Annotated in this window: 23 protein-coding genes; 10 read left to right on the top strand and 13 right to left on the bottom strand. The window is 65.3% G+C overall.

The annotated features are described in order from the left end of the window. Positions 1-37: 37 nt before the first annotated feature. Complete coding sequence (locus tag CH262_RS06570; RefSeq protein ID WP_032365137.1) at positions 38-790, bottom strand: isocitrate lyase/PEP mutase family protein; 753 nt, start codon at positions 788-790, stop codon at positions 38-40. 60 nt (positions 791-850) lie between these two features. After that, the gene (locus tag CH262_RS06565; protein ID WP_052057132.1) at positions 851-1,261 is read right to left on the bottom strand and encodes an NUDIX hydrolase; all 411 of its coding nucleotides are present in this window, start codon (positions 1,259-1,261) and stop codon (positions 851-853) included. Positions 1,262-1,509: 248 nt separating this feature from the next. Here CH262_RS06565 and CH262_RS06560 point away from each other — a divergent pair, with 248 nt between their 5' ends. From CH262_RS06560 to mnhG, 6 genes are read left to right on the top strand one after another with little or no spacing between them, the layout of a single operon-like run. Further along, on the top strand, positions 1,510-4,359 hold the full coding sequence (locus tag CH262_RS06560) for a Na+/H+ antiporter subunit A (protein ID WP_094717241.1): 2,850 nt from the start codon (positions 1,510-1,512) through the stop codon (positions 4,357-4,359). Beyond that, positions 4,356-5,012 (top strand): Na(+)/H(+) antiporter subunit C, encoded by a 657-nt coding sequence (locus CH262_RS06555; protein ID WP_094717240.1) that lies wholly within the window; start codon positions 4,356-4,358, stop codon positions 5,010-5,012. Before CH262_RS06560 ends, CH262_RS06555 begins: the two co-directional genes overlap by 4 nt. Next, complete coding sequence (locus tag CH262_RS06550) at positions 5,009-6,652, top strand: Na+/H+ antiporter subunit D (protein WP_094717239.1); 1,644 nt, start codon at positions 5,009-5,011, stop codon at positions 6,650-6,652. Before CH262_RS06555 ends, CH262_RS06550 begins: the two co-directional genes overlap by 4 nt. Positions 6,653-6,654: 2 nt before the next feature. Continuing rightward, complete coding sequence (locus CH262_RS06545; RefSeq protein ID WP_228139369.1) at positions 6,655-7,296, top strand: Na+/H+ antiporter subunit E; 642 nt, start codon at positions 6,655-6,657, stop codon at positions 7,294-7,296. Then, positions 7,293-7,550 carry a monovalent cation/H+ antiporter complex subunit F gene (locus tag CH262_RS06540; RefSeq protein WP_027498468.1) on the top strand — a complete coding sequence of 86 codons (258 nt, stop codon included), beginning with the start codon at positions 7,293-7,295 and terminating at the stop codon, positions 7,548-7,550. Before CH262_RS06545 ends, CH262_RS06540 begins: the two co-directional genes overlap by 4 nt. A gap of 22 nt (positions 7,551-7,572) precedes the next feature. Beyond that, positions 7,573-7,911 carry a monovalent cation/H(+) antiporter subunit G gene (gene mnhG, locus CH262_RS06535; protein ID WP_027498469.1) on the top strand — a complete coding sequence of 113 codons (339 nt, stop codon included), beginning with the start codon at positions 7,573-7,575 and terminating at the stop codon, positions 7,909-7,911. On the opposite strand, the gene CH262_RS06530 is transcribed toward mnhG, so the two are convergent. The 5 genes from CH262_RS06530 to CH262_RS06510 form a co-directional block, all read right to left on the bottom strand. Next, positions 7,877-9,166 (bottom strand): phosphatase PAP2 family protein, encoded by a 1,290-nt coding sequence (locus CH262_RS06530; protein WP_094717238.1) that lies wholly within the window; start codon positions 9,164-9,166, stop codon positions 7,877-7,879. The two genes, mnhG and CH262_RS06530, sit on opposite strands and share 35 nt — an antisense overlap. Before the next feature lie 38 nt (positions 9,167-9,204). Beyond that, positions 9,205-10,335: a glutamate--cysteine ligase gene (locus CH262_RS06525; RefSeq protein ID WP_027498472.1), complete on the bottom strand. Its 1,131-nt coding sequence runs from the start codon at positions 10,333-10,335 to the stop codon at positions 9,205-9,207. A 1-nt stretch (position 10,336) separates the two neighbouring features. Continuing rightward, a complete protein-coding gene (gene sodC, locus CH262_RS06520) occupies positions 10,337-11,059 on the bottom strand; it encodes a superoxide dismutase[Cu-Zn] (protein ID WP_032365131.1) in 723 nt (240 codons plus the stop codon). Positions 11,060-11,155: 96 nt separating this feature from the next. Continuing rightward, positions 11,156-11,692, bottom strand: a complete 537-nt coding sequence (locus CH262_RS06515) for a LytR C-terminal domain-containing protein (RefSeq protein WP_228139287.1) — start codon at positions 11,690-11,692, stop codon at positions 11,156-11,158. A 103-nt stretch (positions 11,693-11,795) separates the two neighbouring features. After that, positions 11,796-12,131, bottom strand: a complete 336-nt coding sequence (locus CH262_RS06510) for a DUF3263 domain-containing protein (RefSeq protein ID WP_032365130.1) — start codon at positions 12,129-12,131, stop codon at positions 11,796-11,798. 295 nt (positions 12,132-12,426) lie between these two features. On the opposite strand from CH262_RS06510, the gene CH262_RS06505 reads away from it, so the two are divergent. From CH262_RS06505 to CH262_RS06495, 3 genes are read left to right on the top strand one after another with little or no spacing between them, the layout of a single operon-like run. After that, positions 12,427-13,029: a peptide deformylase gene (locus CH262_RS06505; protein WP_027498476.1), complete on the top strand. Its 603-nt coding sequence runs from the start codon at positions 12,427-12,429 to the stop codon at positions 13,027-13,029. Positions 13,030-13,037: 8 nt separating this feature from the next. Next, the gene (locus tag CH262_RS06500) at positions 13,038-14,009 is read left to right on the top strand and encodes an N-acetylglutamate synthase, CG3035 family (RefSeq protein WP_441344379.1); all 972 of its coding nucleotides are present in this window, start codon (positions 13,038-13,040) and stop codon (positions 14,007-14,009) included. A gap of 11 nt (positions 14,010-14,020) precedes the next feature. Then, positions 14,021-14,821 carry an exodeoxyribonuclease III gene (locus CH262_RS06495; RefSeq protein ID WP_094717237.1) on the top strand — a complete coding sequence of 267 codons (801 nt, stop codon included), beginning with the start codon at positions 14,021-14,023 and terminating at the stop codon, positions 14,819-14,821. A gap of 16 nt (positions 14,822-14,837) precedes the next feature. On the opposite strand, the gene CH262_RS06490 is transcribed toward CH262_RS06495, so the two are convergent. Beyond that, positions 14,838-15,194 (bottom strand): GNAT family N-acetyltransferase, encoded by a 357-nt coding sequence (locus CH262_RS06490; RefSeq protein WP_094717236.1) that lies wholly within the window; start codon positions 15,192-15,194, stop codon positions 14,838-14,840. A gap of 112 nt (positions 15,195-15,306) precedes the next feature. Continuing rightward, positions 15,307-15,633, bottom strand: coding sequence for a GNAT family N-acetyltransferase (locus CH262_RS06485; RefSeq protein ID WP_027498479.1), 327 nt, complete (start codon positions 15,631-15,633; stop codon positions 15,307-15,309). A 301-nt stretch (positions 15,634-15,934) separates the two neighbouring features. Between CH262_RS06485 and thiD the strand changes: the two genes are divergently transcribed. Continuing rightward, positions 15,935-16,789 (top strand): bifunctional hydroxymethylpyrimidine kinase/phosphomethylpyrimidine kinase, encoded by an 855-nt coding sequence (gene thiD / locus CH262_RS06480; RefSeq protein WP_094717235.1) that lies wholly within the window; start codon positions 15,935-15,937, stop codon positions 16,787-16,789. Here thiD and CH262_RS06475 read toward each other — a convergent pair. Genes CH262_RS06475 through CH262_RS06460 form a run of 4 tightly spaced genes read right to left on the bottom strand, consistent with a single transcriptional unit; the run spans position 16,751 to position 20,833 of the window. After that, positions 16,751-17,572 carry an adenylate/guanylate cyclase domain-containing protein gene (locus CH262_RS06475; RefSeq protein ID WP_094717234.1) on the bottom strand — a complete coding sequence of 274 codons (822 nt, stop codon included), beginning with the start codon at positions 17,570-17,572 and terminating at the stop codon, positions 16,751-16,753. The two genes, thiD and CH262_RS06475, sit on opposite strands and share 39 nt — an antisense overlap. A 36-nt stretch (positions 17,573-17,608) precedes the next feature. Further along, complete coding sequence (locus CH262_RS06470) at positions 17,609-19,075, bottom strand: M28 family peptidase (protein ID WP_048316396.1); 1,467 nt, start codon at positions 19,073-19,075, stop codon at positions 17,609-17,611. A 25-nt stretch (positions 19,076-19,100) separates the two neighbouring features. Then, positions 19,101-19,871, bottom strand: coding sequence for an ABC transporter permease (locus CH262_RS06465; protein WP_032386137.1), 771 nt, complete (start codon positions 19,869-19,871; stop codon positions 19,101-19,103). Then, positions 19,871-20,833, bottom strand: a complete 963-nt coding sequence (locus CH262_RS06460; RefSeq protein ID WP_027498484.1) for an ABC transporter ATP-binding protein — start codon at positions 20,831-20,833, stop codon at positions 19,871-19,873. The genes CH262_RS06465 and CH262_RS06460 overlap by 1 nt, the downstream gene beginning before the upstream one ends. Positions 20,834-20,985: the final 152 nt, after the last annotated feature.

Genomic DNA, 20,985 nt, shown 5'->3' with positions numbered 1-20,985 from the left:
CGCTACGAAGTTTCACTCACATGCGGCGCAGCCGCTCTCACTTCCAACGGGCGAGAACTTCTTCGGCGCGCTTGGCGAGCACCATCTGGAAGATCGGGCCGAAGCTGATGCGACCGACGCCGAGGGAAGCGAAGTGCGAGAGGTCGCCCTCGGCGGGGTTGGCGATGGCGTTGATGGGCAGCGGGAGTTCTTCGGCGAGACGCTTGTAGTCGTCGTCGTTGTGGAAGCCGACGGGGTAGAGCGAGTCGGCACCGGCAGCGGCGGCCAGTTTCAGGCGTGCGATGGCGCGGTCGACGCGATCGTTCTCGTCACCGATCTGCTTGACGAACAGGTCGGTGCGGGCGTTGATGACGACGTGGACGTCGGTGGCGTCGGATGCCGCGCGGAGGGCTCCGACGAAGTCGGCGTGTTCCTGTGCTTCACGAAGTCGGCCGCCCTCGCTGTGGACGGTGTCCTCGATGTTGAGGCCGACGGCTCCGGCGGAGATCAGTCCGTCGATCAGGCGCTTGGGGTCTTCTCCGTAGCCGGATTCGATGTCGACCGAGAGCGGTGCGTCCACGGCGGCGGAGATCTGGGAGATGCGGGTGAGCAGTTCGTCGAAGGTGATGCCCTCGTTGTCCGGCTTGCCGATGGAGTCGGAGACGGGGTGGCTGCCGACGGTCAGTGCAGTGAAGCCGGCGGACACGGCGAGGTTGGCGGACCAGGCGTCCCATACGGTCGGCAGGACGACCGGGTTGCCCGGCTGGTGCAGCTCGAGCAGGGTGGTTGCCTTCTGGGACAGGTCGGTCATGGAGACTCCTTCGCGGCGGTTGAGGAGAACGTACGTTCTCCCACATCCAACATACGCGCTTCAGTCGATCAAATCGAGGGCCTTCATTCGGTCGAACACCATCAACGACCCCGGGGCGACATCGGGCATGGCGGCGTACTCGTCGCGAGTGAAGTACCGAATCTCGGCGATCTCGCTGGTCGGCGTCGGCTCGTCGGCAAGATCGGCGAGAAAACACGTGATCTCGAGCGGGGTGCCCATCGGATGGCCCCAGGCCTGGCACTCGAATACTCCGAGCAGCCGAACGTCGATGACCGCGGCGTCGAGTTCTTCCCTGATCTCGCGGTGCAGCGCCTGCTCGGGCGACTCGCCGGGATCGATCTTGCCGCCGGCCATGTAGAAGGCAGATTTGCCCGTCGACCGCGTCTGAAGCATGCGGCGGTGGCGAACGTAGGCAAGACCGGCGGTGCGAATGGGTCTCGAATCACTCATCGACGATCGACTCTCTCTATCGGAAACGTCCGGTTTGTACCGCATGGCACGCCGTCGACCACGCAAAGTAGGATGGAAACCGACAAACGTGCCCGCCACCGTTCGGTGGTCGGTCCGCTATTTCTCAAAGACCGAGTCTTCGGAGACCCAGGTCGATTTCACACACAATTTCACGACCCTACTCATCGCCGCCCTACGACCACCGCCCCGGCCCGAAAGCCGAGGCGACCGAGACGACGGAGTGATTTTTGCTCGCTATTCTTCTTGCGCACGCCGCCGCCGCGCTGCTCGCGCCGCTTCTCGTCCGGTGGTGGGGACGTACTGCATTCTTCCCTTTGGCCCTGGTGCCACTACTCAGCCTGATCTGGGTGTTCGGCAACTGGAACACCGACCAGAAGCTGCACATCGAATGGGTTCCCGGCCTGTCGATGGACATCGACATGCGCTTCGATTCGCTCGCCGCCATCATGTCGTTGCTCGTTCTGGGCATCGGTTCGCTGATCCTGCTGTACTGCGCCCGCTACTTCGAGGACGACGAGCCCAGGCTGGGCCTGTTCGCCGCCGAGATGGTCGCGTTCTCCGGAGCCATGTTCGGTCTGATCACCAGCGACAACATGCTCGTGCTCTACATCTTCTGGGAAATCACGACGGTGTTGTCGTTCCTGCTCGTCGGTCACTACGCAGAACGCGCATCGAGTCGGCGCGCCGCGACGCAGGCTCTGCTCGTCACCACCGCAGGTGGTCTGGCGATGCTGGTGGGCATCATCGTCCTCGGCCAGGCCGCTGGGTCGTACAACCTGTCCGACGTCGTCGCGAACGCCCCGGGCGGCTGGCTGCCCGGAGTGGCGGTCGTGTTGATCCTCATCGGCGCGCTGAGCAAATCGGCCATCGTGCCGATGCACTTCTGGCTGCCCGGTGCCATGGCCGCGCCGACACCGGTCAGTGGTTACCTGCACGCCGCCGCGATGGTCAAGGCCGGTATCTACCTGGTCGCGCGCCTCGCTCCGGGTTTTGCGGACTCCGGTCCGTGGCGCGCCACGGTCATCAGCCTCGGATTGCTGTCGATGATTCTGGCCGGCTGGAGAGCCCTGCGCGCATTCGACCTCAAACTGATTCTGGCGTTCGGCACGGTCAGCCAGCTGGGCTTCCTGATGGTCCTGGTCGGCATCGGATCCGAGAAGGCCATGCTGGCCGGCCTGACGATGGTGATCGCGCACGCGATGTTCAAAGCCACCCTGTTCATGGTGGTCGGCATCATCGACCACACCACCGGCACCCGAGACATTCGTAAGCTCGCCCACCTGGGCAAGAAGGCCCCGTGGCTCGCCGCGATAGCCGCGCTGGCCGCGGCCAGCATGGCCGGACTACCACCGATGATCGGCTTCGTCGGCAAGGAAACAGCCCTGTCGGCCGTGATCAGCACTCCGACGCTCGACCCCACGGTCGCGGCTGTCGTCGTCGCAGGCTTGGTGATCGGCTCGATTCTGACAGTCACATACAGCATTCGGTTCGTCTGGGGCGCGTTCGCCCGCAAACAGCTCAAGCGTCCGAGCCCGTCCGTCAGAGCAATGCATGCACCCTCCGCTTTGTTCCTCGCCGCGCCCGCGTTCCTCGCCGTTCTGGGTCTGATCGCCGGATTCACGTCCTCGGTCGTCGACCACATCGTCAGTCCCTACGCCCGAACCCTGCCGTCGTACGGGCAGGAGCCATACCACCTGGCGTTGTGGCACGGGTTCAACCTGCCGTTGGCGCTGACGGTCGTCGTGGTCACCGGCGGTGTGGGGCTGTTCATCGCTCACCGCGTGGTCAACCGGCTCAAGTTCGAGCATCCCCCGCTCGGTAACGCAGACCGCATCTACGACAACGTGCTCAAGTTCATGGACACCCTGTCCATCCGCCTCACCGGCACCACGCAGCGCGGTTCGCTCCCCCTCACTCAGGGCACGATCCTGCTGACGCTGGTGCTGCTGCCGATCATCGTGTTGATCGTCGGCCAAGAACCCGGCCTGGACTACACCCTGTGGAACACCCCGCTCCAGTTGGTCATCGGAGTGATCATGATCGCGGGTGGCCTCGGCGCGACAGTGATGCGCAACCGTCTGGCCAGCGTCATCCTCGTCGGACTCACCGGCTACGGCTGCGGCGTCATCTTCGCCATCCATGGCGCTCCCGACCTCGCCCTGACTCAGTTCCTCGTCGAGACGCTGACTCTCGTGGTGTTCGTCCTGGTACTGCGCAAACTGCCCGCCGAGGTCGACGACCGGGGCTCGGCCGGATCCCGCGGACCCCGTGCCGCGCTCGCCGTCGCCGTCGGTGCCACGGTCAGTGTGTTGGGCGCGTTCGCAATGAACGCCCGCAGCGCCGCCCCGGTCTCACTGCAGTTCCCCGAGGCCGCGTACGAGCTCGGCGACGGCAAGAACATCGTCAACGTGATCCTCGTCGACATCCGCGCCTGGGACACGCTCGGCGAAATCTGCGTACTCCTCGTCGCCGCGACGGGCGTGGCCAGCCTGGTGTTCCGCAACCGCCGGTTCGGCAGCGCTCCGCGGGTGTCCGACGCCCCCGCATCGTCGTCGGACACGAACGACGCGGCGGAGACGACGTGGCTGCTCGGCGGCGATCTGATCGATCCGCGGCATCGTTCGTTGATTCTCGAAGTCACGACGCGGTTGATCTTCCCGACGATCATGGTGCTGTCGATCTACTTCTTCTTCTCCGGGCACAACGCCCCCGGCGGCGGTTTCGCCGGTGGTCTGACGGCGGGCCTCGCGCTGGTGCTGCGGTATCTCGCCGGCGGCCGGTACGAGCTCGGCGAAGCGGTCCCGATCGACGCAGGCAAGATCCTCGGTCTCGGGTTGATCTTCGCGGCCGGCACGGCGGTGGCGTCGATGTTCCTCGGCGCTCCGGCACTGTCGTCGGCGACGTTGGAAGTGACACTGCCGATTCTCGGTGACATCAAGCTGGTCACCGCATTGTTCTTCGACCTCGGTGTCTATCTCATCGTGGTCGGGTTGGTACTCGACGTGCTCCGCAGTCTCGGCGCGCGTCTCGACGCACAGGTGGAAATGCAGAGCCAAGGCCGAGTGAGCGCCCGATGACCGCTGATCTCGGAATGCTCGTCATCGTCGGCGTTCTCGTCGCATCGGGTGTGTACCTGCTGCTCGAACGCAGCATCACCAAGATGTTGCTCGGCCTGCTGCTGTTCGGCAACGGAGTCAATCTGCTGCTGCTCACCGTCGGTGGTCCCGCTGGTACACCACCCATCGTCGGACGCGACAACGCGCTCGGTCAGCAGATGGCCGATCCGCTGGCGCAGGCGATGATCCTGACGGCGATCGTCATCACCATGGGTATCGCTGCCTTCGTGCTCGCGCTGGCGTATCGATCGTTCACGCTCAATACCAAGGACGACGTCGAGAACGACCCCGAGGACACCAAGGTCTCCCAGCGTCGATCGATGGCGGAGGCACCCGACCGCGACCGCTCCGACGACCCGGTCACCGGTGAGCCGAGCTTCGGCGGCGACGCTTTCGACTCGAAGGGCAACCCGATTCCACTCGAGCAGATCAGGAACCTCGAGGACCTCGAGTGCTATGAGGATCTGCACGACGGCGACTTCGACAACGACGACGACAACCCCCAGCTTCGCGGTCTCGACGGACTCGACACGGCCGAGAAAGACGACAGCCGACCGGAGCACCCCGGCACTGACGACTCCAGCTCCGACGACACGAAGGGAGACGACAAATGACGATCTCCCCGGGCGTGATCGATGCCCTGACCCCGCTGCCCGTGCTCATCCCGATGCTCGCCGCGGCACTGACTCTGGTGCTGGGTCGACGACCCCGCGCGCAGCGTTTCATCACTATCGTCGCGTTGACAGCGGTGGTCGCGATCTCGTCGACGATGCTCTATCTCGCCGATCGCGACGGGACCAGCGCACTGCAGGTCGGCGGCTGGGACTCACCACTGGGCATTTCGCTGGTGGTGGACCGGCTGTCGGCGATGATGCTGGTCGTCTCGTCGATCGTGCTGCTGGCGGTCATGGTGTACTCGATCGGCCAGGGCATCCGAGACGGCAGCGAGGATCAGCCCGTCTCGATCTTCCTGCCCACGTATCTCGCGCTGACCGCGGGCGTGTGCAACGCGTTTCTTGCCGGCGACCTGTTCAATCTGTTCGTCGGCTTCGAGGTGTTGCTCGCGGCGTCGTTCGTGTTGCTGACGCTCGGGGCAAGTGCAGACCGAGTCCGCGCCGGTGTCTCGTACGTGATGGTCTCGATGGTCTCCTCGCTGATCTTCCTGATCGGCATCGCGCTGGTCTACGGCGCCACCGGAACACTGAACTTGGCCCACATCGCAGTGCGGATGGACGACATCCCGTCCGGCACTCGCACCGCCATCTTCGCGGTGCTGCTGGTCGCGTTCGGCATCAAGGCCGCGGTGTTCCCGCTGTCCACATGGCTGCCCGACTCGTACCCCACGGCTCCGGCTCCGGTCACCGCGGTGTTCGCCGGCTTGCTGACCAAAGTCGGTGTCTACGCGATCATTCGCGCACACACGTTGCTGTTCCCCGATGGCTCACTCGACAACGTGCTGATGGTCTGCGGTCTGCTGACGATGCTCGTCGGCATCCTCGGCTCCATCGCGCAGAGCGACATCAAGCGACTGCTCTCGTTCACTCTCGTCAGTCACATCGGTTACATGATCTTCGGCGTCGCGCTGTCGACTCAATCGGGACTGTCCGGCTCGATCTACTATGTGGCCCACCACATTCTGGTGCAGACGACCCTGTTCCTCGTCGTCGGCCTGATCGAACGTCAGGCCGGTTCGTCGTCACTGCGACGGCTCGGTGGATTGGCCGCGGCCAGCCCGGTGCTGGCCATCGTCTTCCTGGTGCCGGCCCTCAATCTCGGTGGTATTCCACCGTTCTCGGGGTTCATCGGCAAGGTCGCCCTGCTGCAGGCCGGCAGCGATCAGGGCAGCGTACTGGCCTGGTTGCTCGTGGCCGGCGGCACCGTCACCAGTCTGCTGACGCTCTACGTGGTTGCTCGCGTCTGGACCAAGGCGTTCTGGCGAGCCCGCGCCGACGCACCGGAAGGCGACCTCGCGGACAACAGCCCCTCTGCTCTGCTCGACGATTCCTCGGACATCCAGTTCGGTGACCGCGAGGATGTGGGCCGGATGCCCGCCTTCATGTTGATCCCGACGATCGGCCTCGTCGTCGTCGGTTTGGCGATGACGGTGTTCGCCGGGCGCATCATCGACATCAGCGATCGGGCGGCGGCGGATCTGCGGGATCGCTCGGTGTACATCGACGCCGTGCGGGGAGCCGAGTTCGTCGGCGATCAGGCCTACGAACAGGCACGCGCAGACGAGGAGGGCACCCGATGAAGATGAACCGTTCCTTCCTGCTGCGGATCTGGACACTGGGATGGTTGACGGCCATCTGGGTTCTGTTGTGGGGCAACGTCTCTGCGGCCAACATCCTCGGCGGACTCGCGGTCGGCCTGCTCATCATGGTGCTGTTGCCGTTGCCGCGGGTGCCGGTCGAGGGACGCATCCACGTGTTCTCGCTCGTCAAGCTCGCAGTCGTATTCCTCTATTACGCAGCCGAATCCAGTGTCAGTGTGGCGTGGTTGGCGATCCGCCCGAAGGCACCGCCGGTCACCGGTGTGCTGCGCTGCCGCATCGCCATCAAGTCCGATCTGGTGCTCACCCTCTTCGTCGACGCGATGAATCTCGTCCCGGGCACGATGGTCCTCGAGATCGATCGCACCCGACGCCTGCTGTACGTGCATGTGCTGGACATGGGCACGCAGAAGGCAGTCGACGGGTTCTACACGTACGTTCGGAACCTCGAGAAACTGTTCATCGCGGGATTCGAGCGCGACTCCGACTGGAAGCCGAGCCCCCTGCACTACCAGGAGTACGAGCAGTACCACGGGGTTCTGGGCGACGATCCCGAATCGGGCGATCTCGATACCCCGCGCGACGACAAGATGACCGACGACAAGAGGAAGGGGGACTGGTCGTGACCGTAGTACTGGCGATCGCAGGCGCGCTGCTGATCGCCGCCGCGATCCTCACCGCATTCCGGTTGCTCGACGGCCCGAGCACGTTGGACCGGTTGGTCGCGATGGACACCATCCTTGCCGTGTCGATGTGTGGGCTCGGTGTGTGGGCCGTCTACAGCCGCGACACCACGCTGGTGCCTGCCATCGTTGCGCTGTCCCTGGTCAGCTTCGTCGGGTCGGTCAGCATCGCACGGTTCAGAGTGAGGGACGAATGAACGACACAGTGAGGGGCGAACGATGACCGCAGCCCAGTGGATTGCATCTGTCTTCATCCTGTTGGGAGCGCTGTTCGCCTTCACGGCCGCCGTGGGCATCGTGCGTTTCCCCGACACGCTCTCGCGCATGCACGCGGCCACCAAGCCGCAGGTGGTCGGGTTGATCATGGTGTTGGTCGGCGCGATCATCAGCCTGCGCGGCAATGTCGACATCTGGATGCTGGTGCTGGTCGGCATCTTCACTCTCGTCACTGCTCCGGTGATTGCGCACACCGTGGGACGCGTCGCCTACCGGGAACAGCGCGGGCGCGACGGCCTGCTCATCGTCAACGAGATGGAACCGAACGAACCCGATCAGTGAAGCGCGAGCGATCGGCGAAGAACGCGGTATGGAAACCGAACGCCATGCCGATCAGGATTCCGAGCACGAGCGGACCGAACACCAGTGGGTTCGCGGCGAATTCCTCGGCGAGGTAGCGGTAGCTCGCCAGTAGGGCGGCCATCGCGACGCAACCGTAGGTCACCAGCGTGATCCGGTCGCGGTCCCATCCCCGTTCCGGGTCGCGCAGCAAAGATTCGATGGTGAGGCACAGGACCGCGCCCGCGACCAGGTCGACGCCGTAGTGGTAACCGAATCCGAGCGTCGCAGCCAGTGTTCCCAACAGCCACAGTGTGCCGCCGGTGCGCAGCCACCAGGGGCCGCGTCGGGAATGGATGAAGATGCTCAGAGCCCACGCGGTGTGCAGGCTCGGCATGCAGTTGCGCGGCGTCTGCGAGTCGAACGGGATCTCGCCGAGGCTGCCCAAGAGCGGAACCGACTGCGTCGGCCACGACTCGAACGCGAACATCGGGCCCACCACCGGGAACAGCAGGTAGAACACCGGTCCGACGAGTCCGATGAGCAGGAACGTGCGGAACAGGAAGTGTCTCGGCCACGCTGAGCCCGCGGCGACCCCACGCAGTTGGTACAGCGCAACAATGATCGCCGCGACGGGGAGCTGAATGTAGATCCAGTGCAGCGTTCCCTCGGCGACCGGGCCGAGTCGGTCCAGAATGCTGCCGAGCACCCAGGACGGATTTCCCAGCGCATGATCGGCGGCGTATGCGTATTCGTCGAGAACGTAGGGCCGGACCAAGGTCGTGATGTGCAACCAGGCATCGCCGGCCTTGGTCGCGAGCAGCAACAGTGCGCCGAGGGCGACGCCGCGCATCGCCCGAGCGTCATGCCGCCGGACGACATGGAACGCGAGCGCGACCAGCACCAGCGACGGCCCGTTCCCGACGGTCAGCGGCACATCGAACAGATACCGGCCGCCCAGTACAACGGCGTCGAGCGCAGCAGCGACGGCCAGTACGCGCAGGCGGGTGGAGTTGTTCAGACCTACCGTGGCCAGGACGAGCGCCGCCCACGGCAGCGACATCGACTTCGGTGTTCCGAACATGTCGTTCCACATGCTCGGCAGCGGGCCGGGGAAGTTCCATTTCCACGCGACGACCTGCAGCGTCAGCAGAAACGCTGCGACAAGGACGGCACCGACGATCAGAGGACGAACAGAGTCCTCACGTGTCGCATCGACCTCGACGCTCTCGACGTCCCCCTGCAGCACGCCGTTGATCGTAAACGCTGAGTGAACACAAAATTAAATACAGAGGGTCACGATTGGAGATCGGTGACCAACGACTCCACGACGGCACGTAGATCGCCGCCGGATTTCGCGGCCACTGCACGCTGGCGTTGATACGAGGCACCGAGGCGGGGAATGTCGGCCACCGCGGCAAGCTCGTCGACGCAATTCAACCGGACCGCCGTCGGAGTCAACTTCTCCAGTAAGTCGTGCAGATCATCGGTGACCAGCCGCTCGTTGCTGTCGGCGTCGAGAATGATCTCGGCGTCGAGGCCGTACCGGGCAGCTCGCCACTTGTTCTCCTGGACGTGCCACGGCGGGATCGTCGGCAGGGTCTCGCCTGCTTCGAGTCGTTCGTCGAGATGCACGATCAGGCAGTGCGTCAACGCGACGAGGGCCGCGAGTTCACGCTTGGTCGATGCGCCGTCGCACACCCGAACCTCGATGGTTCCCCACTTCGGAGCCGGGCGGATGTCCCAGTGCATGCCCCCGAGCTGTTCGATGACGCCGGTCTTGAGCTGATCACGAACGAATCCCTCGAACTGCGACCAGTCGTCGAACTGAAACGGCAGACCGGCCGTCGGCAACTGCTGAAACATCAGTGCTCGGTTGCTGGCGTATCCGGTGTCGTTGCCCGCCCAGATCGGCGACGACGCCGACAGTGCCAACAGATGCGGGTACTGCAGCAGCAACGAGTTGAGGATGGGAAAGACCTTGTCGGGAGAGGACACCCCGACGTGGACGTGTACGCCCCAGATGAGCATCTGTCGACCCCACCACTGGGTACGCGCGATGAGCTCGTCGTAGCTAGGGGAGCTGGTCAGCTGCTGCGTCGACCATTCCGCGAACGGGTGCGTCCCGGCCGAGAACAGATCGATCCCCAGAGGATCCGCGGCTCGGCGCACCAGGTCCAACGAGCCGCCGAGGTCCTCCATGGCCTCCCCGACGTTCTCGCACACTCCGGTGACGAGTTCGACGGTGTTGCGCAGCAGTTCCTTCGTCACCCGAGGGGTGTCTCCGGCAAGGTCACGAACGCCGTCCATGACTGCCTCGGCGGAGTTGACCAGATCCCGCGTGCTCTTGTCGACCAGCGCGATTTCCCACTCCACGCCGAGCGTGGGTCGCGGAGAACTCGCGAAGTCGATCCGGGGAGCGTTCAAACTACTTCAGTACCGCGCACGCCGCCCGAGCACCGGCATCACCGGTCATCAGGGTCGCCATGTCGGGTACCGCAGCACCGTCGGGCAACGTGTACCGCGGCGGGATGTTGGCGAAGTTGTCGGCACCCTCGTGCACGATGACCGACGTTCCGGCACCACCGGCGCGCAGGTCGTCCAGCGTGATCGCATCGGTGGTGGTGACCAGGCGGCCCGTGCCGTCCTCGCCCACCTGGATCGACGACAGGTCGCCGCTGGAGGGGTGTTCGGTGCGTCCGTCGACCTGCAGGTGACCACCCGCAGAGAGGAAGTTGCCCGGCTCACCGCCGGTAGGTGCCACCGAGTTGGGCTCGCAGGCTCCGACGGTGTGGACGTGGAAGCCGTGGAAGCCCGGCGTCATGTTCTCGACCTCGGCCGTGACGGTGAGCTTCTCGCCCTCCGACGCGAACGACACGGTGCCCACCTCGGCACCGGACGCGTTGCGGAGCACGCCCTCGATCATGTTCTCGGAGCTGCCTTCCGAGCCACTCTCTGCCCGACCGTCACCGGCGACTGCGGCCGCGGACGGGTCTGCTTCACCGGTCCACACCGGCGGCACCGTGCCGGGTGTGTCGGACGCGACCTCGCCGTTGCTGCAGGCAGAGAGCCCGAGAGCGGCGATCGCGAGGACCGGGGCCACGTAACGCAAAGAGCGGGTCGCAGCAGTGCGTCGCTTGAACAGGTCCATCGAAGAGTGCTCCTCTTTCGGGCAGGGTGAAGGGCTTGCAAAATCATAACGTGCCGACCGATTCGGCCGAACCGGACAGGTTGTCATGCCGGCGAGTTACTGCGTCACGATGACGACGACACCCGCGGTGGATTCGAGTGAACTGGGTTTGGGCTCGGCCGGAATGCCGAGTTGGGTGGCGATCGTCTGCGCTGCCTGCTGCTCACCGGTGTCGGTGCCGTAGTACACCGCGGTCTGGGCGAACTGGGCTTCGCTGAAGTTGCCGGTCTCGGCGACCGTCCAGCCCTCGGCGGTGAGTGTGCTCGCAGTGCCGGCGGCGAGCCCGGAGACGTTGGAGTTGTTGAGCACGCGCACCTCGACATCGGCGGCGGCGCGGGAGGTGGTTGCTGCGGAGGACGTGGTCGACGACGCGGCAGGAGCCTGCGCGGCGGGAGCTTGGGTACCGGGAGCTTGCGCCACCGGAGCGGCAGCCGTCGTCGTCGCGGCAGCGGGCGCCTCTGCGGCGGCATCCTCGGAATCGGAGCCGGTCAGAGACAGGGCACCGATCGCTGCGAACAGGATCGCGAGCGAGATCAGCACCATGGCCAGGGCACGGAGGGGTGGCCCGGTCTGTTCCGGGTTGGGGCTGCTCACGTACTCGACCCTAGCCGACCGTCGATCGAGACCTTTTCAACGGAGCTTGCGCCTTCCCCACGGAGCAACATCTCTCGGCAGAGTCGAAACCCGACGCGGAGGATCAGACGTCGAAACCGAGCCGACGTGCGGCGCGGGCCTTCTGCCTGCTCGCGCGCAAACGGCGCAGTCGCTTGACCAGCATCGGGTCTGCGGCAAGGGCTTCGGGACGATCCACCAACGCGTTGAGGATCTGGTAGTAGCGGGTTGCCGACATGGAGAAGAGTTCCTTGATCGCCTCTTCCTTGGCCCCGGCGTACTTCCACCACTGGCGCTCGAAGGACAGGATGTCGTGCTCTCGTCGGCTCAAGCCGTCCGCACCGACTTCGTTCGGATCGTGAGAGCCGTCCGATCCCGGTTGCTGAGACTGGTTCGAGTCACGCGCTGCTGCGCCGTCCATCCCACTCCTCGACTTCTCGACTCCCCTGGGCCCGTGCGACAACCGACCCCGAGGAAATCTGCTTCCCCCAGTGCTGCCGGCACCCGTACGAGTACCGACCGAACTTCGAGCGAATTACACAGTTGTACTTCGGGGATCATTCAACCACGTTCGACCGCCCGGACCCGGCTCCCGCGAGGTACTCGCGCGTGGCGTGTTCGTCGACGACCGAACCGTCGGTGCGACACTCGTCCACCGGCTCCGCTCCCGACGGGCCGGTGGGTGGGCCGGGCGTCACCCACTATCCTTGTCGACCATGGCAATTCTTCCCATCCGGATCGTCGGCGATCCGGTGCTCCATACTGCGACCGATCCCGTCACCGAGTCGCCGGCCGAGCTCGCCGAGCTGATCGCCGACATGTACGAGACGTTGGCGGCTGCCAACGGCGTCGGACTGGCGGCGAACCAGGTGGGCGTCGGTAAGCGTCTGTTCATCTACGACTGCCCCGACCAGGGCGCGGACGGCAAGGTTTTTCGCCGCCGCGGAGAGGTCGTCAACCCGGTGCTCGAGACGTCCGAGATTCCCGAGACGATGCCCGACCCCGACGATGACGACGAGGGGTGCCTCTCGGTCCCCGGTGAGCAATACCCCACCGGTCGGGCCGACTGGGCGCGAGTGACCGGTACCGACGCCAACGGCGATCCGGTGGACATCGAGGGCCGCGGGTTCTTCGCCCGGATGTTGCAGCACGAGGTGGGTCACCTCGACGGCTTCCTCTACACCGATGTACTCATCGGTCGCCACGCACGAGCGGCGAAGAAGGCGATCAAGCGCTCCGGGTGGGGCGTCCCCGGCCTCAGCTGGGTGCCGGGCACCGTCGACGACCCCTTCGGCCACGACGACGAGGACGAGGACTGATCGCTGCCGTGACCGTTCAGCCGGGGACGCGGGTGATGCTGCGGTACCGACTGCCACCCGGCCACACCCACCCGATGACGGACGTCATCGGGGAATTGGTGTCGGCCGACGCGGTCGCGGTGTCGGTCCGCGCCAAGGACGGCGCTCTGGTGCAGGTGGCCGCCGATCGCATAGTGGCCTTGAAGCCGTTGGGCCCCAAACCTGTTCGTACCTCGGAGATTCGGGCTCTCGAGGCGGCCGCGGCCGACGGGTGGCCGGGTGTCGAACAGGAGTGGATCACCGGCTGGCAGTTGCGTTTCGGGCACGGCTTCACCGGGCGCGCCAATTCGGCGGTGCCTCTCGAGCCCGGCGCAGCAGCAGATTCCGAGACGGTGGCCGCGATCTCCGCCCGCTACGACGCACGAGGACTGTCGCCGATCCTCGCCCTCCCCGACCGTCTCGCGACCGCACCGGCCGGTTGGTCGACGTTCAACGAGACCGTCGTCATGGCGGCGGATATCTCGAATCTTGTTTTACGCGAGGGCGACTCGCCTGTCACCATCACTCCCGAACCGACCGCCGACTGGCTGAGTTCTCTGCGCTACCAAGGCCGACAGGCGACGACGGGTGCTGCCGAGGTGGTCTCGGCGGTGCGCAACGGAACCCTCGGTTTCGGCGCGATCGGGAACGCAGGAGTCGGATCGATCGCAGTGGGCCGAGCGGCCGTCACCGCGGCCCCGGACTGTCGGTCGTGGGTGGGCTTGACCTCGCTCTGGGTGTCCCCCGAGCATCGCCGCAACGGTCTCGGCACGCTGATCTGCGGCGAGCTGGTGCGATGGGGACGCGAGAACGGTGCCACGCACGCATACCTTCAGGTGGCCGTCGACAATACCGATGCCCAGGCGCTCTACCGAGATCTGGGATTCGGCGAGCATCACCGCTATCGCTACGCGCGCCCGGACGACACGATCGGCCGCGAGCCTGTCGGACGCGTTCTATAGGGTTCCTTCCCGTGCGCTTTGCTACCTGGAATGTGAACTCCGTCCGCTCTCGGCAGGATCGAATCGTCGATTGGTTGCAGCGATCCGACGTCGACGTGCTGGCGATGCAGGAAACCAAGTGCAAGGACGCACAGTTTCCGTACGAGCGGTTCACCGAGATCGGCTACGAGGTTGCCCACGTCGGGCTCAGTCAGTGGAACGGCGTGGCGATCGCGTCGCGCGTCGGCTTGGACGACGTGCAGGCCGGCTTCGAGGACCAGCCCGGGTTCAGCAAGGATCCCGAGGTCGAGGCCGCAGACGAGGCCCGAGCCATCGGAGCGACCTGCAACGGGGTGCGCATCTGGAGCCTGTACGTGCCGAACGGCCGCGAGCTCGCCGATCCGCACTACACCTACAAGCTCGAGTGGCTCGCGGCACTGAAGGCCGACGCGCAGGCGTGGGTGGCGGCGGACCCACAGGCGCAGATCGCGCTCGTCGGCGACTGGAACATCGCTCCCACCGACGACGACGTGTGGGATCCCGCCCTGTTCGAGGGCAAGACTCACACCTCGCAGCCGGAGCGTGATGCCTTCGCGGCACTCTCCGAGGCCGGTTTCACCGAGGTGACGCGGCAGTTCACTCCCGAGCCCAGGACGTTCACGTACTGGGACTACACCCAGCTCAGATTTCCGAAGAAACAAGGTCTGCGTATCGACATGGCGTTGACCTCACCTGCCCTGACGGCTCGCGTGACCGGCGCATCGATCGATCGCGAGGAGCGTAAGGGCAAGGGTGCCAGCGATCATGCTCCGGTGATCGTGGAGATCGGCTGAGCCGCGGCCGTCTCTGCTATTCGACGACCAGGTCCAAGAACTCCGGGTGCTGCGCCAGGTAGCGACGGACGTAGGTGCAGATCGGCACGATGCGCCAGTCGCGGTCGCGCGCGGTGTTCAGCGATGCGCGCACGAGCACTCCTGCCCAGCCGCGGTCGCCGTATTCCTCTTTGACGACCGTGTGCATCAGGGCGACAACCGATTCGTCGCCGGCTGCATCGTCGCCATCGCCGAACCGATAGCCGAGGATGCCGACGAGATCGTCGTCGACGAACAGATCGAATCTGTTGTGATCGGCGTTGTCCTCGATGCGGACCAACGGCCGCTCGACCGGAATGGCCGCGTCGGAGCGGCGGTGAATGATGTGACTCATGTCACTTATGAGACCAGAGTTGCTCGAGTGTCGCGGGGAAAGTGCACCGATCGACGCCTAGTCGAGTCCTTTACGTAACCAGCCGTGGCGTGACCGGCCGGGCTGTGCGTACTCAGAGAGCGACGAGCATGTCGTTGTACTCGGGGTTGGCTGCCGCGAAGCGCTGGACGTAGGTGCAGACCGGCTTGACCTTCCAGCCGTAGGACCGCGCGCTGTCGAGGGCGCGGCGAACCAGAATGCCGGCCAAGCCTTGATGACCGAAGTCCTCGGTGACGACGGTGTGCATGAAGGAGACGACATGCGTGCGTGTCGCACGGGCTCCGTTTCCTTCGACTTCGAAGAATCCGACGATGCCGACGAGGTCGCCGTTCAGTCGAAGCTCGAAGCGATTCTGGTCTTTGTTGATCGAGACATCAGCACTGGGAGAACTCGCAAGCATGGACGCCTCCTTTGCTGGGTGTGGAGTGGTGGAGGAACTTCGGAACCGAGACGGTATGTGACGTGCACCACTATTAAACATGCGCGAGGTGGGTCTGTCACCTTTTCTACCAACAAACCTTCGGATGCGTAGGTTTGTCCATCGATCCCGAACCGGATGCTGGTACAGCTCATAAGTGTCCCCGTGCGGCGTTGTGATACAACAACATTCAAAGTGTCACCATGTTTTCACCAACATTCACCTCCGGCGTCTCGCCTGCCGAGACCCTGCCGATCGCGGCCCGCCGGTACTGTCGTCTCTCGTGAAGTTCCTACCGCTCACGCCCAACGGCGAGACTCCCGTCCGCGCGCTGACGATCGCCGGAACCGACTCCGGCGGCGGTGCCGGAATCCAGGCGGACAGTCGCACGATGGCCATGTTGGGCGTGCACGCATGTGTTGCCGTCGCGGCGGTGACGGTCCAGAACACCGTCGGCGTGACGGGCTTCCACGAGATCCCGCCGGAGATCGTCGCGGCTCAGGTTCGCTCGGTGGTATCGGACATCGGCGTCGGCGCAGCGAAGACCGGGATGCTGGCGTCCACCGCGATCATCGAGGCGGTCACGGCCGTGTGCACCGAGGTGGGTATCGGCCGCGACCACCCGGTTTCGCTCGTCGTCGACCCGGTGTGCGCGTCCATGCACGGTGACCCCCTACTGCACGCCGAGGCGCTCGACGCCATCCGGCACACGCTGTTTCCCATCGCCTCGCTGGTGACTCCCAACCTCGACGAGGTTCGGTTGATCACCGGCATCGATGTCGTCGACGACGCCGGCGCGCGTCGCGCCGCCGAGGCGCTGCACGGATTGGGCGCGCAATGGGCCCTGGTCAAGGGCGGTCACCTCCGCACCTCGACCCACAGCACCGATCTACTGTTCGACGGCGACACCTTCCTCGAATTCACCAGCGAACGCATCGACACCGGCAACGATCACGGCGGCGGCGACACCCTCGCGGCCTCGATCGCGTCGGCGCTGGCCCACGGATACTCGATGCCCGACGCGGTAGCGTTCGGCAAGGAATGGGTCACCCGTTGCCTCGCCGCGTCCTACGACCTCGGTGCGGGCCACGGCCCGGTGTCACCGCTGTGGCGACTGCACGAGTCGGAGAATGCGTAGGTCGTCGGGTGCGCCCTTGATCTTCGGAGCGAAGAAACTGCGCCGATAAGGCTTGGCGACCACGTGCAACGCGTCGAGCACCTCCGGTGACACGGCGTCGAGTGCGGCGGCCGAGATCATGATGTTGCCGTTTCCGCCGGTCTGCATGACCCGCGCTGCGACGGTGACGTCGACACCGAGCCAGTCGGAACCGACCTGACGCGGGCTTCCGGTGTGGATTCCGACTCGCATCGTCGGGGTGTAGCCGTCGACGTTCACACTGGTGAGGGCCTCGCGCGCCGCGAACACGGCGTCGACGGCTTTGCCCGCATCGGCGAACACGGCCATGATGCCGTCGCCCAGTCTTTTCACGACGTGGCCACCGCGGAACACGACCTCGGGTTCGACGGCTTTGGAGACTTTGCGGAGCAACGTCAATGTGGCGGTATCGCCCGCGCGCAGCGACCACGACGAGAACCCGACGAGATCTGTGAAGACGATCGTGACGTCCTCGTCGCCGCGGCCCCGACCGGCTCGCTCGAGGATGGCCTGCCACACCTGCAGGGCACCGAGGCCGAGTTCGCGGGAGGCACCCGGTTCGTCGTCGAGTCCGTTCGCTGCCAGGAACCGATCCGCCACCCGCGCGACGGCCAGTGCGCGTCCCGGACCGTCGATCGACATTGGATCACCGAACGTGGGGTCACCGGGTAATGCGCGACGCACACGCCGAACCGCCCCGACGACGGTGGGCGCTCGGTTGGTGGTGCGGACCCACTCCACCACCGAGGAGACGACTGCGTTCACAGCATCGAGCGTAACTCACGGTTACACATACTTCCCTTACCCTTCGGCGCGTGCGGCCTCGCGCGCAGCCCCGACCGGTACTCCGTTGGGGCCTTCCACCGACTGCGCGTAGACACCGATGCCGTATGCCACGGCGGCACCGTTCTTCGCCAGCGCCGCGCGGTCGACGTTCGCCAGGGTGTCCTGATCGGTGTGGTAATTCTCGTCGAACGTCTGATCGGCCGTGCCACCCCACTTCGCGGCCTGCTCGGCGGTCTTGTTCTCGTCCGCGCCGCTGAAGACGCCGCCTGCGGGGATGCCGACCTCGATGAACGGCCCGTAGTCGGATCGACCGTCGAAATCCGTACCGTCGACGGCGATACCGTCGGCCGCCAAATGCTCGACGAACGTGCGCTCGATGGCGTCGGATCCGGCCGGTCCCGCGGGCTCACCGACCTGGTCGGAGTCGTCGCCGTCGTAGGCGAGGTAGCCGGGGTTGTGCGAGCCGATCATGTCGAAGTTCAAGTACAGCGCGATGTTTCGCTTGTCCTCGTCGGACAGGCCCTCGACGTACTTGGTCGAACCGACGAGCCCGTTCTCCTCGGCACCCCAGAATGCGAACCGGACCGCGTTGGTCACCTCGGGCGCACTACCCATCTGCAGAGCAGTCTCGAGCACGGCGGAGGTGCCGGTGCCGTTGTCGTTGATGCCCGGGCCCTCGGGGACGCTGTCGAGGTGGGCACCCGCGACCACCACGTTCTCGGTCGAGCCAGTGGTGGTCTGCGCGATGATGTTGCGGCTCGTGGTCGACTCGGTCGTCGTGACGAGAGTCAACGTGACCTCGGGGGCCGCGAGGACCGCTGCCCCGTCCTCCTGGCTGACACCGCCGGTCGGAATCTTCGCAGTCTCGGAATCACCGAGCGTTCCCGAATCCAGTGGTCCGGGTTCGTTGTTGACGATGATCGCTGCTGCCGCACCCAATTCGGCGGCGACGGTCTGCTTCGCACCGAACGGGCACACCCCTCGCGGCACGACTGCCACCGCTCCCGTCAGGTCGAGACCGGCGTAATCGGTTGCCTCGCACCCGTCTGCCCCGGCGGGAGCGCCGACGACGCGTGCGGTGATTCCCTCGGCGGATGTGGTGGGCGAGTAGCTGAGCGCGAACACCGGAATGTCGGTGCCCGCAAGCGACAGGGTTTGCGTCTGCGCCTCGAAGGTGTCGAAATCGAATTCGGGAGTGGTGACGTCGAATCCGGCCGATTCGAGTTGGGAGACAACGTAATCGACACTGGCGTCGTATCCGGCAGTCCCGGCCGCGCGGTTACCGTCGTGCGCGGCGGCGATGTTCTCCAGTTCCTGCAGGTGCCCGACGAGGGCATCCTCGGTGACCGCTTCCGACAGGCCGGCCCCGTCGGGTGTCGCGAAAACTCTGGCCGGTTCCTCGTCCCCCGTACCGGAGGAGGACGAGCAACCGGCCAGAATCAGGACAGTGACGGCGCTACCTGCAAGCAAGGAAATCCGCATAGCGGACACCCTACCCAGGCAGGTGTCAGGCGTCCCGGCGATTGACGACGAACACTGCCACTCCGAAGATCACCGCGGTGAAGACGACGAAGTAGATCAGGCTGCCGATCGGTCCCCAGTGGAAGTCCGTTCCCGCACTTCCGCCGAGGAAATGGTCGGCGTTCTTGAACGGCAGGAAGGGCTGGATCTTCTCACCGACCTTCGGGATGATCCCGACGAGGCTCTCGATGAGCAACGGCCACAACAACAACACGGCGATGGCTCCGGCGGACTGACGAATCAGCGCACCCACGGCGACGGCCAGAACGATCTGCACGAACGCCAGAACTGCGGTGCCGTAGACGACGCGCCAGGTGCCGTCGACGTCGAAGCTCAGCAAAGCGCCGGCTTCCTCACCGGCGATGGATTTGGCCAGGAACAACGCGCCGAAGGCCAGAACCAACGACAGCACGGCCCCGTACACGCCGACGATCAGTGCCTTCGCACCGAGTACCGAGGCCCGGTTGGTGATCGCCTGGAACGTGGTCCGGATCAGGCCGAAGCGGTATTCGCTGGTGACGGTGAGTGCACCGAGGATCATCAGCACCATGATGCCGAGTCCGCCGACGCCGCTGCCGACGACGTCGTATGCGGTGGTCGGTGGCAGACCTTCCGGCGCATCCGGGCCGACGGCGGTCTTTGCGGCCCAACCCAGGATGGCTCCGAACCCGAGGCCGAAGACCACCACGATCGCGCTGCACCACCACGGCGACTTGGTCGAGGTGAACTTGATTCTTTCTGCTGCCAAGACGCCCATCAGAGTGCACCGCCCATTGCTTGCTGAGTGTTCTGGTCTTCGGCTCCCGAGCCGTGATATTGCACTGTGTCTCCGGTGAGTTTCATGAATGCTTCCTCGAGCGAGCCGCGCTGAGAGGCCAACTCGTGCAATGTGATTCCGGCCCGGCCGGCGAGGTCGCCGATCGCGTCGGTGGTGGAGTTCAGCACCACCAGCGAGGGCTGCAATTCGTCGGACTTGTCCGGCTCACGCACCGTGAGGCCGGCGGTGGTCAGCACCTGACGCAGGCCGTCGAGCTGTGGGCTGCGCACGCGTACCGAGGCCTCGGAGGCATGGTCGATGAATTCCTGCACCGAGGAATCGGAGATCAGCTTGCCGCGTCCGATGACGATGAGGTGTTCGGCCGTCTGCGCCATCTCCGAGAGCAGGTGGCTCGACACCAGGACCGTGCGGCCCTCGGCTGCCAAGCGCTGCATGAACTTTCGGATCCAGACGATGCCCTCGGGATCGAGTCCGTTGACCGGCTCGTCGAACAGCAACACCTTGGGGTCACCGAGAAGAGCGCCGGCGAGACCGAGCCGCTGCGACATGCCGAGCGAGAATCCGCCCGCATTCTTCTTCGCGACCTCGGACAGGCCCACCAGCCGCAGCACCTCGTCGACGCGGGACTTGGGGATGCCGTTGGAGGCGGCCATCCATTCCAGGTGCGCACGCGCAGACCGGTTGGGGTGCACCCACTTGGCGTCGAGCAGAGCGCCGACGGTACGCAGTGGCTGCTTCAGGTGGCTGTAGCTCTTGCCCTCGATGGTCGCCGTCCCCGAGGTGGGGCGGTCGAGCCCGAGAATCATTCGCATCGTGGTGGACTTGCCCGCACCGTTCGGTCCGAGAAAGCCGGTCACGATGCCGGGTTTGATGGTGAAGGTGAGGTTGTCGACCGCCGTCACCGCTCCGTACTGCTTGGTCAGTCCTGTCACTTCGATCATGGGACAACTGTCCCCGATCGACGGCGTGTCCACATCGCCCCACAGTCGCGACTTGCATCATCCTTTTGGATGACACAGACCCTGAGACAGCCGAGGCCTGGCTGGGTCGTGCGGTGCATAAGCGCGGCCGCAAATGCGCGCGCGTTTGCCAG

Source organism: Rhodococcus sp. 05-2255-1e, from assembly GCF_002259025.1.
Taxonomy (GTDB): Bacteria; Actinomycetota; Actinomycetes; order Mycobacteriales; family Mycobacteriaceae; genus Rhodococcoides; species Rhodococcoides fascians.
Note: the sequence above shows the minus strand (reverse complement) of the source record. Positions and strands in the feature narration are given on the sequence as shown.

Bases quoted from the DNA above. Each gene is read 5' to 3' on its own strand.
- CH262_RS06565 (WP_052057132.1), bottom strand. From the start codon at position 1,261: ATGAGTGATTCGAGACCCATTCGCACCGCCGGTCTTGCCTACGTTCGC.
- CH262_RS06460 (WP_027498484.1), bottom strand. From the start codon at position 20,833: ATGATCGAAGTGACAGGACTGACCAAGCAGTACGGAGCGGTGACGGCG.
- sodC (WP_032365131.1), bottom strand. From the start codon at position 11,059: ATGGACCTGTTCAAGCGACGCACTGCTGCGACCCGCTCTTTGCGTTAC.
- CH262_RS06470 (WP_048316396.1), bottom strand. From the start codon at position 19,075: ATGCGGATTTCCTTGCTTGCAGGTAGCGCCGTCACTGTCCTGATTCTG.
- CH262_RS06545 (WP_228139369.1), top strand. From the start codon at position 6,655: ATGAACCGTTCCTTCCTGCTGCGGATCTGGACACTGGGATGGTTGACG.
- CH262_RS06555 (WP_094717240.1), top strand. From the start codon at position 4,356: ATGACCGCTGATCTCGGAATGCTCGTCATCGTCGGCGTTCTCGTCGCA.
- CH262_RS06550 (WP_094717239.1), top strand. From the start codon at position 5,009: ATGACGATCTCCCCGGGCGTGATCGATGCCCTGACCCCGCTGCCCGTG.
- CH262_RS06570 (WP_032365137.1), bottom strand. From the start codon at position 790: ATGACCGACCTGTCCCAGAAGGCAACCACCCTGCTCGAGCTGCACCAG.
- mnhG (WP_027498469.1), top strand. From the start codon at position 7,573: ATGACCGCAGCCCAGTGGATTGCATCTGTCTTCATCCTGTTGGGAGCG.
- CH262_RS06485 (WP_027498479.1), bottom strand. From the start codon at position 15,633: ATGCTTGCGAGTTCTCCCAGTGCTGATGTCTCGATCAACAAAGACCAG.
- CH262_RS06505 (WP_027498476.1), top strand. From the start codon at position 12,427: ATGGCAATTCTTCCCATCCGGATCGTCGGCGATCCGGTGCTCCATACT.
- CH262_RS06490 (WP_094717236.1), bottom strand. From the start codon at position 15,194: ATGAGTCACATCATTCACCGCCGCTCCGACGCGGCCATTCCGGTCGAG.
- CH262_RS06465 (WP_032386137.1), bottom strand. From the start codon at position 19,871: ATGGGCGTCTTGGCAGCAGAAAGAATCAAGTTCACCTCGACCAAGTCG.
- CH262_RS06510 (WP_032365130.1), bottom strand. From the start codon at position 12,131: ATGGACGGCGCAGCAGCGCGTGACTCGAACCAGTCTCAGCAACCGGGA.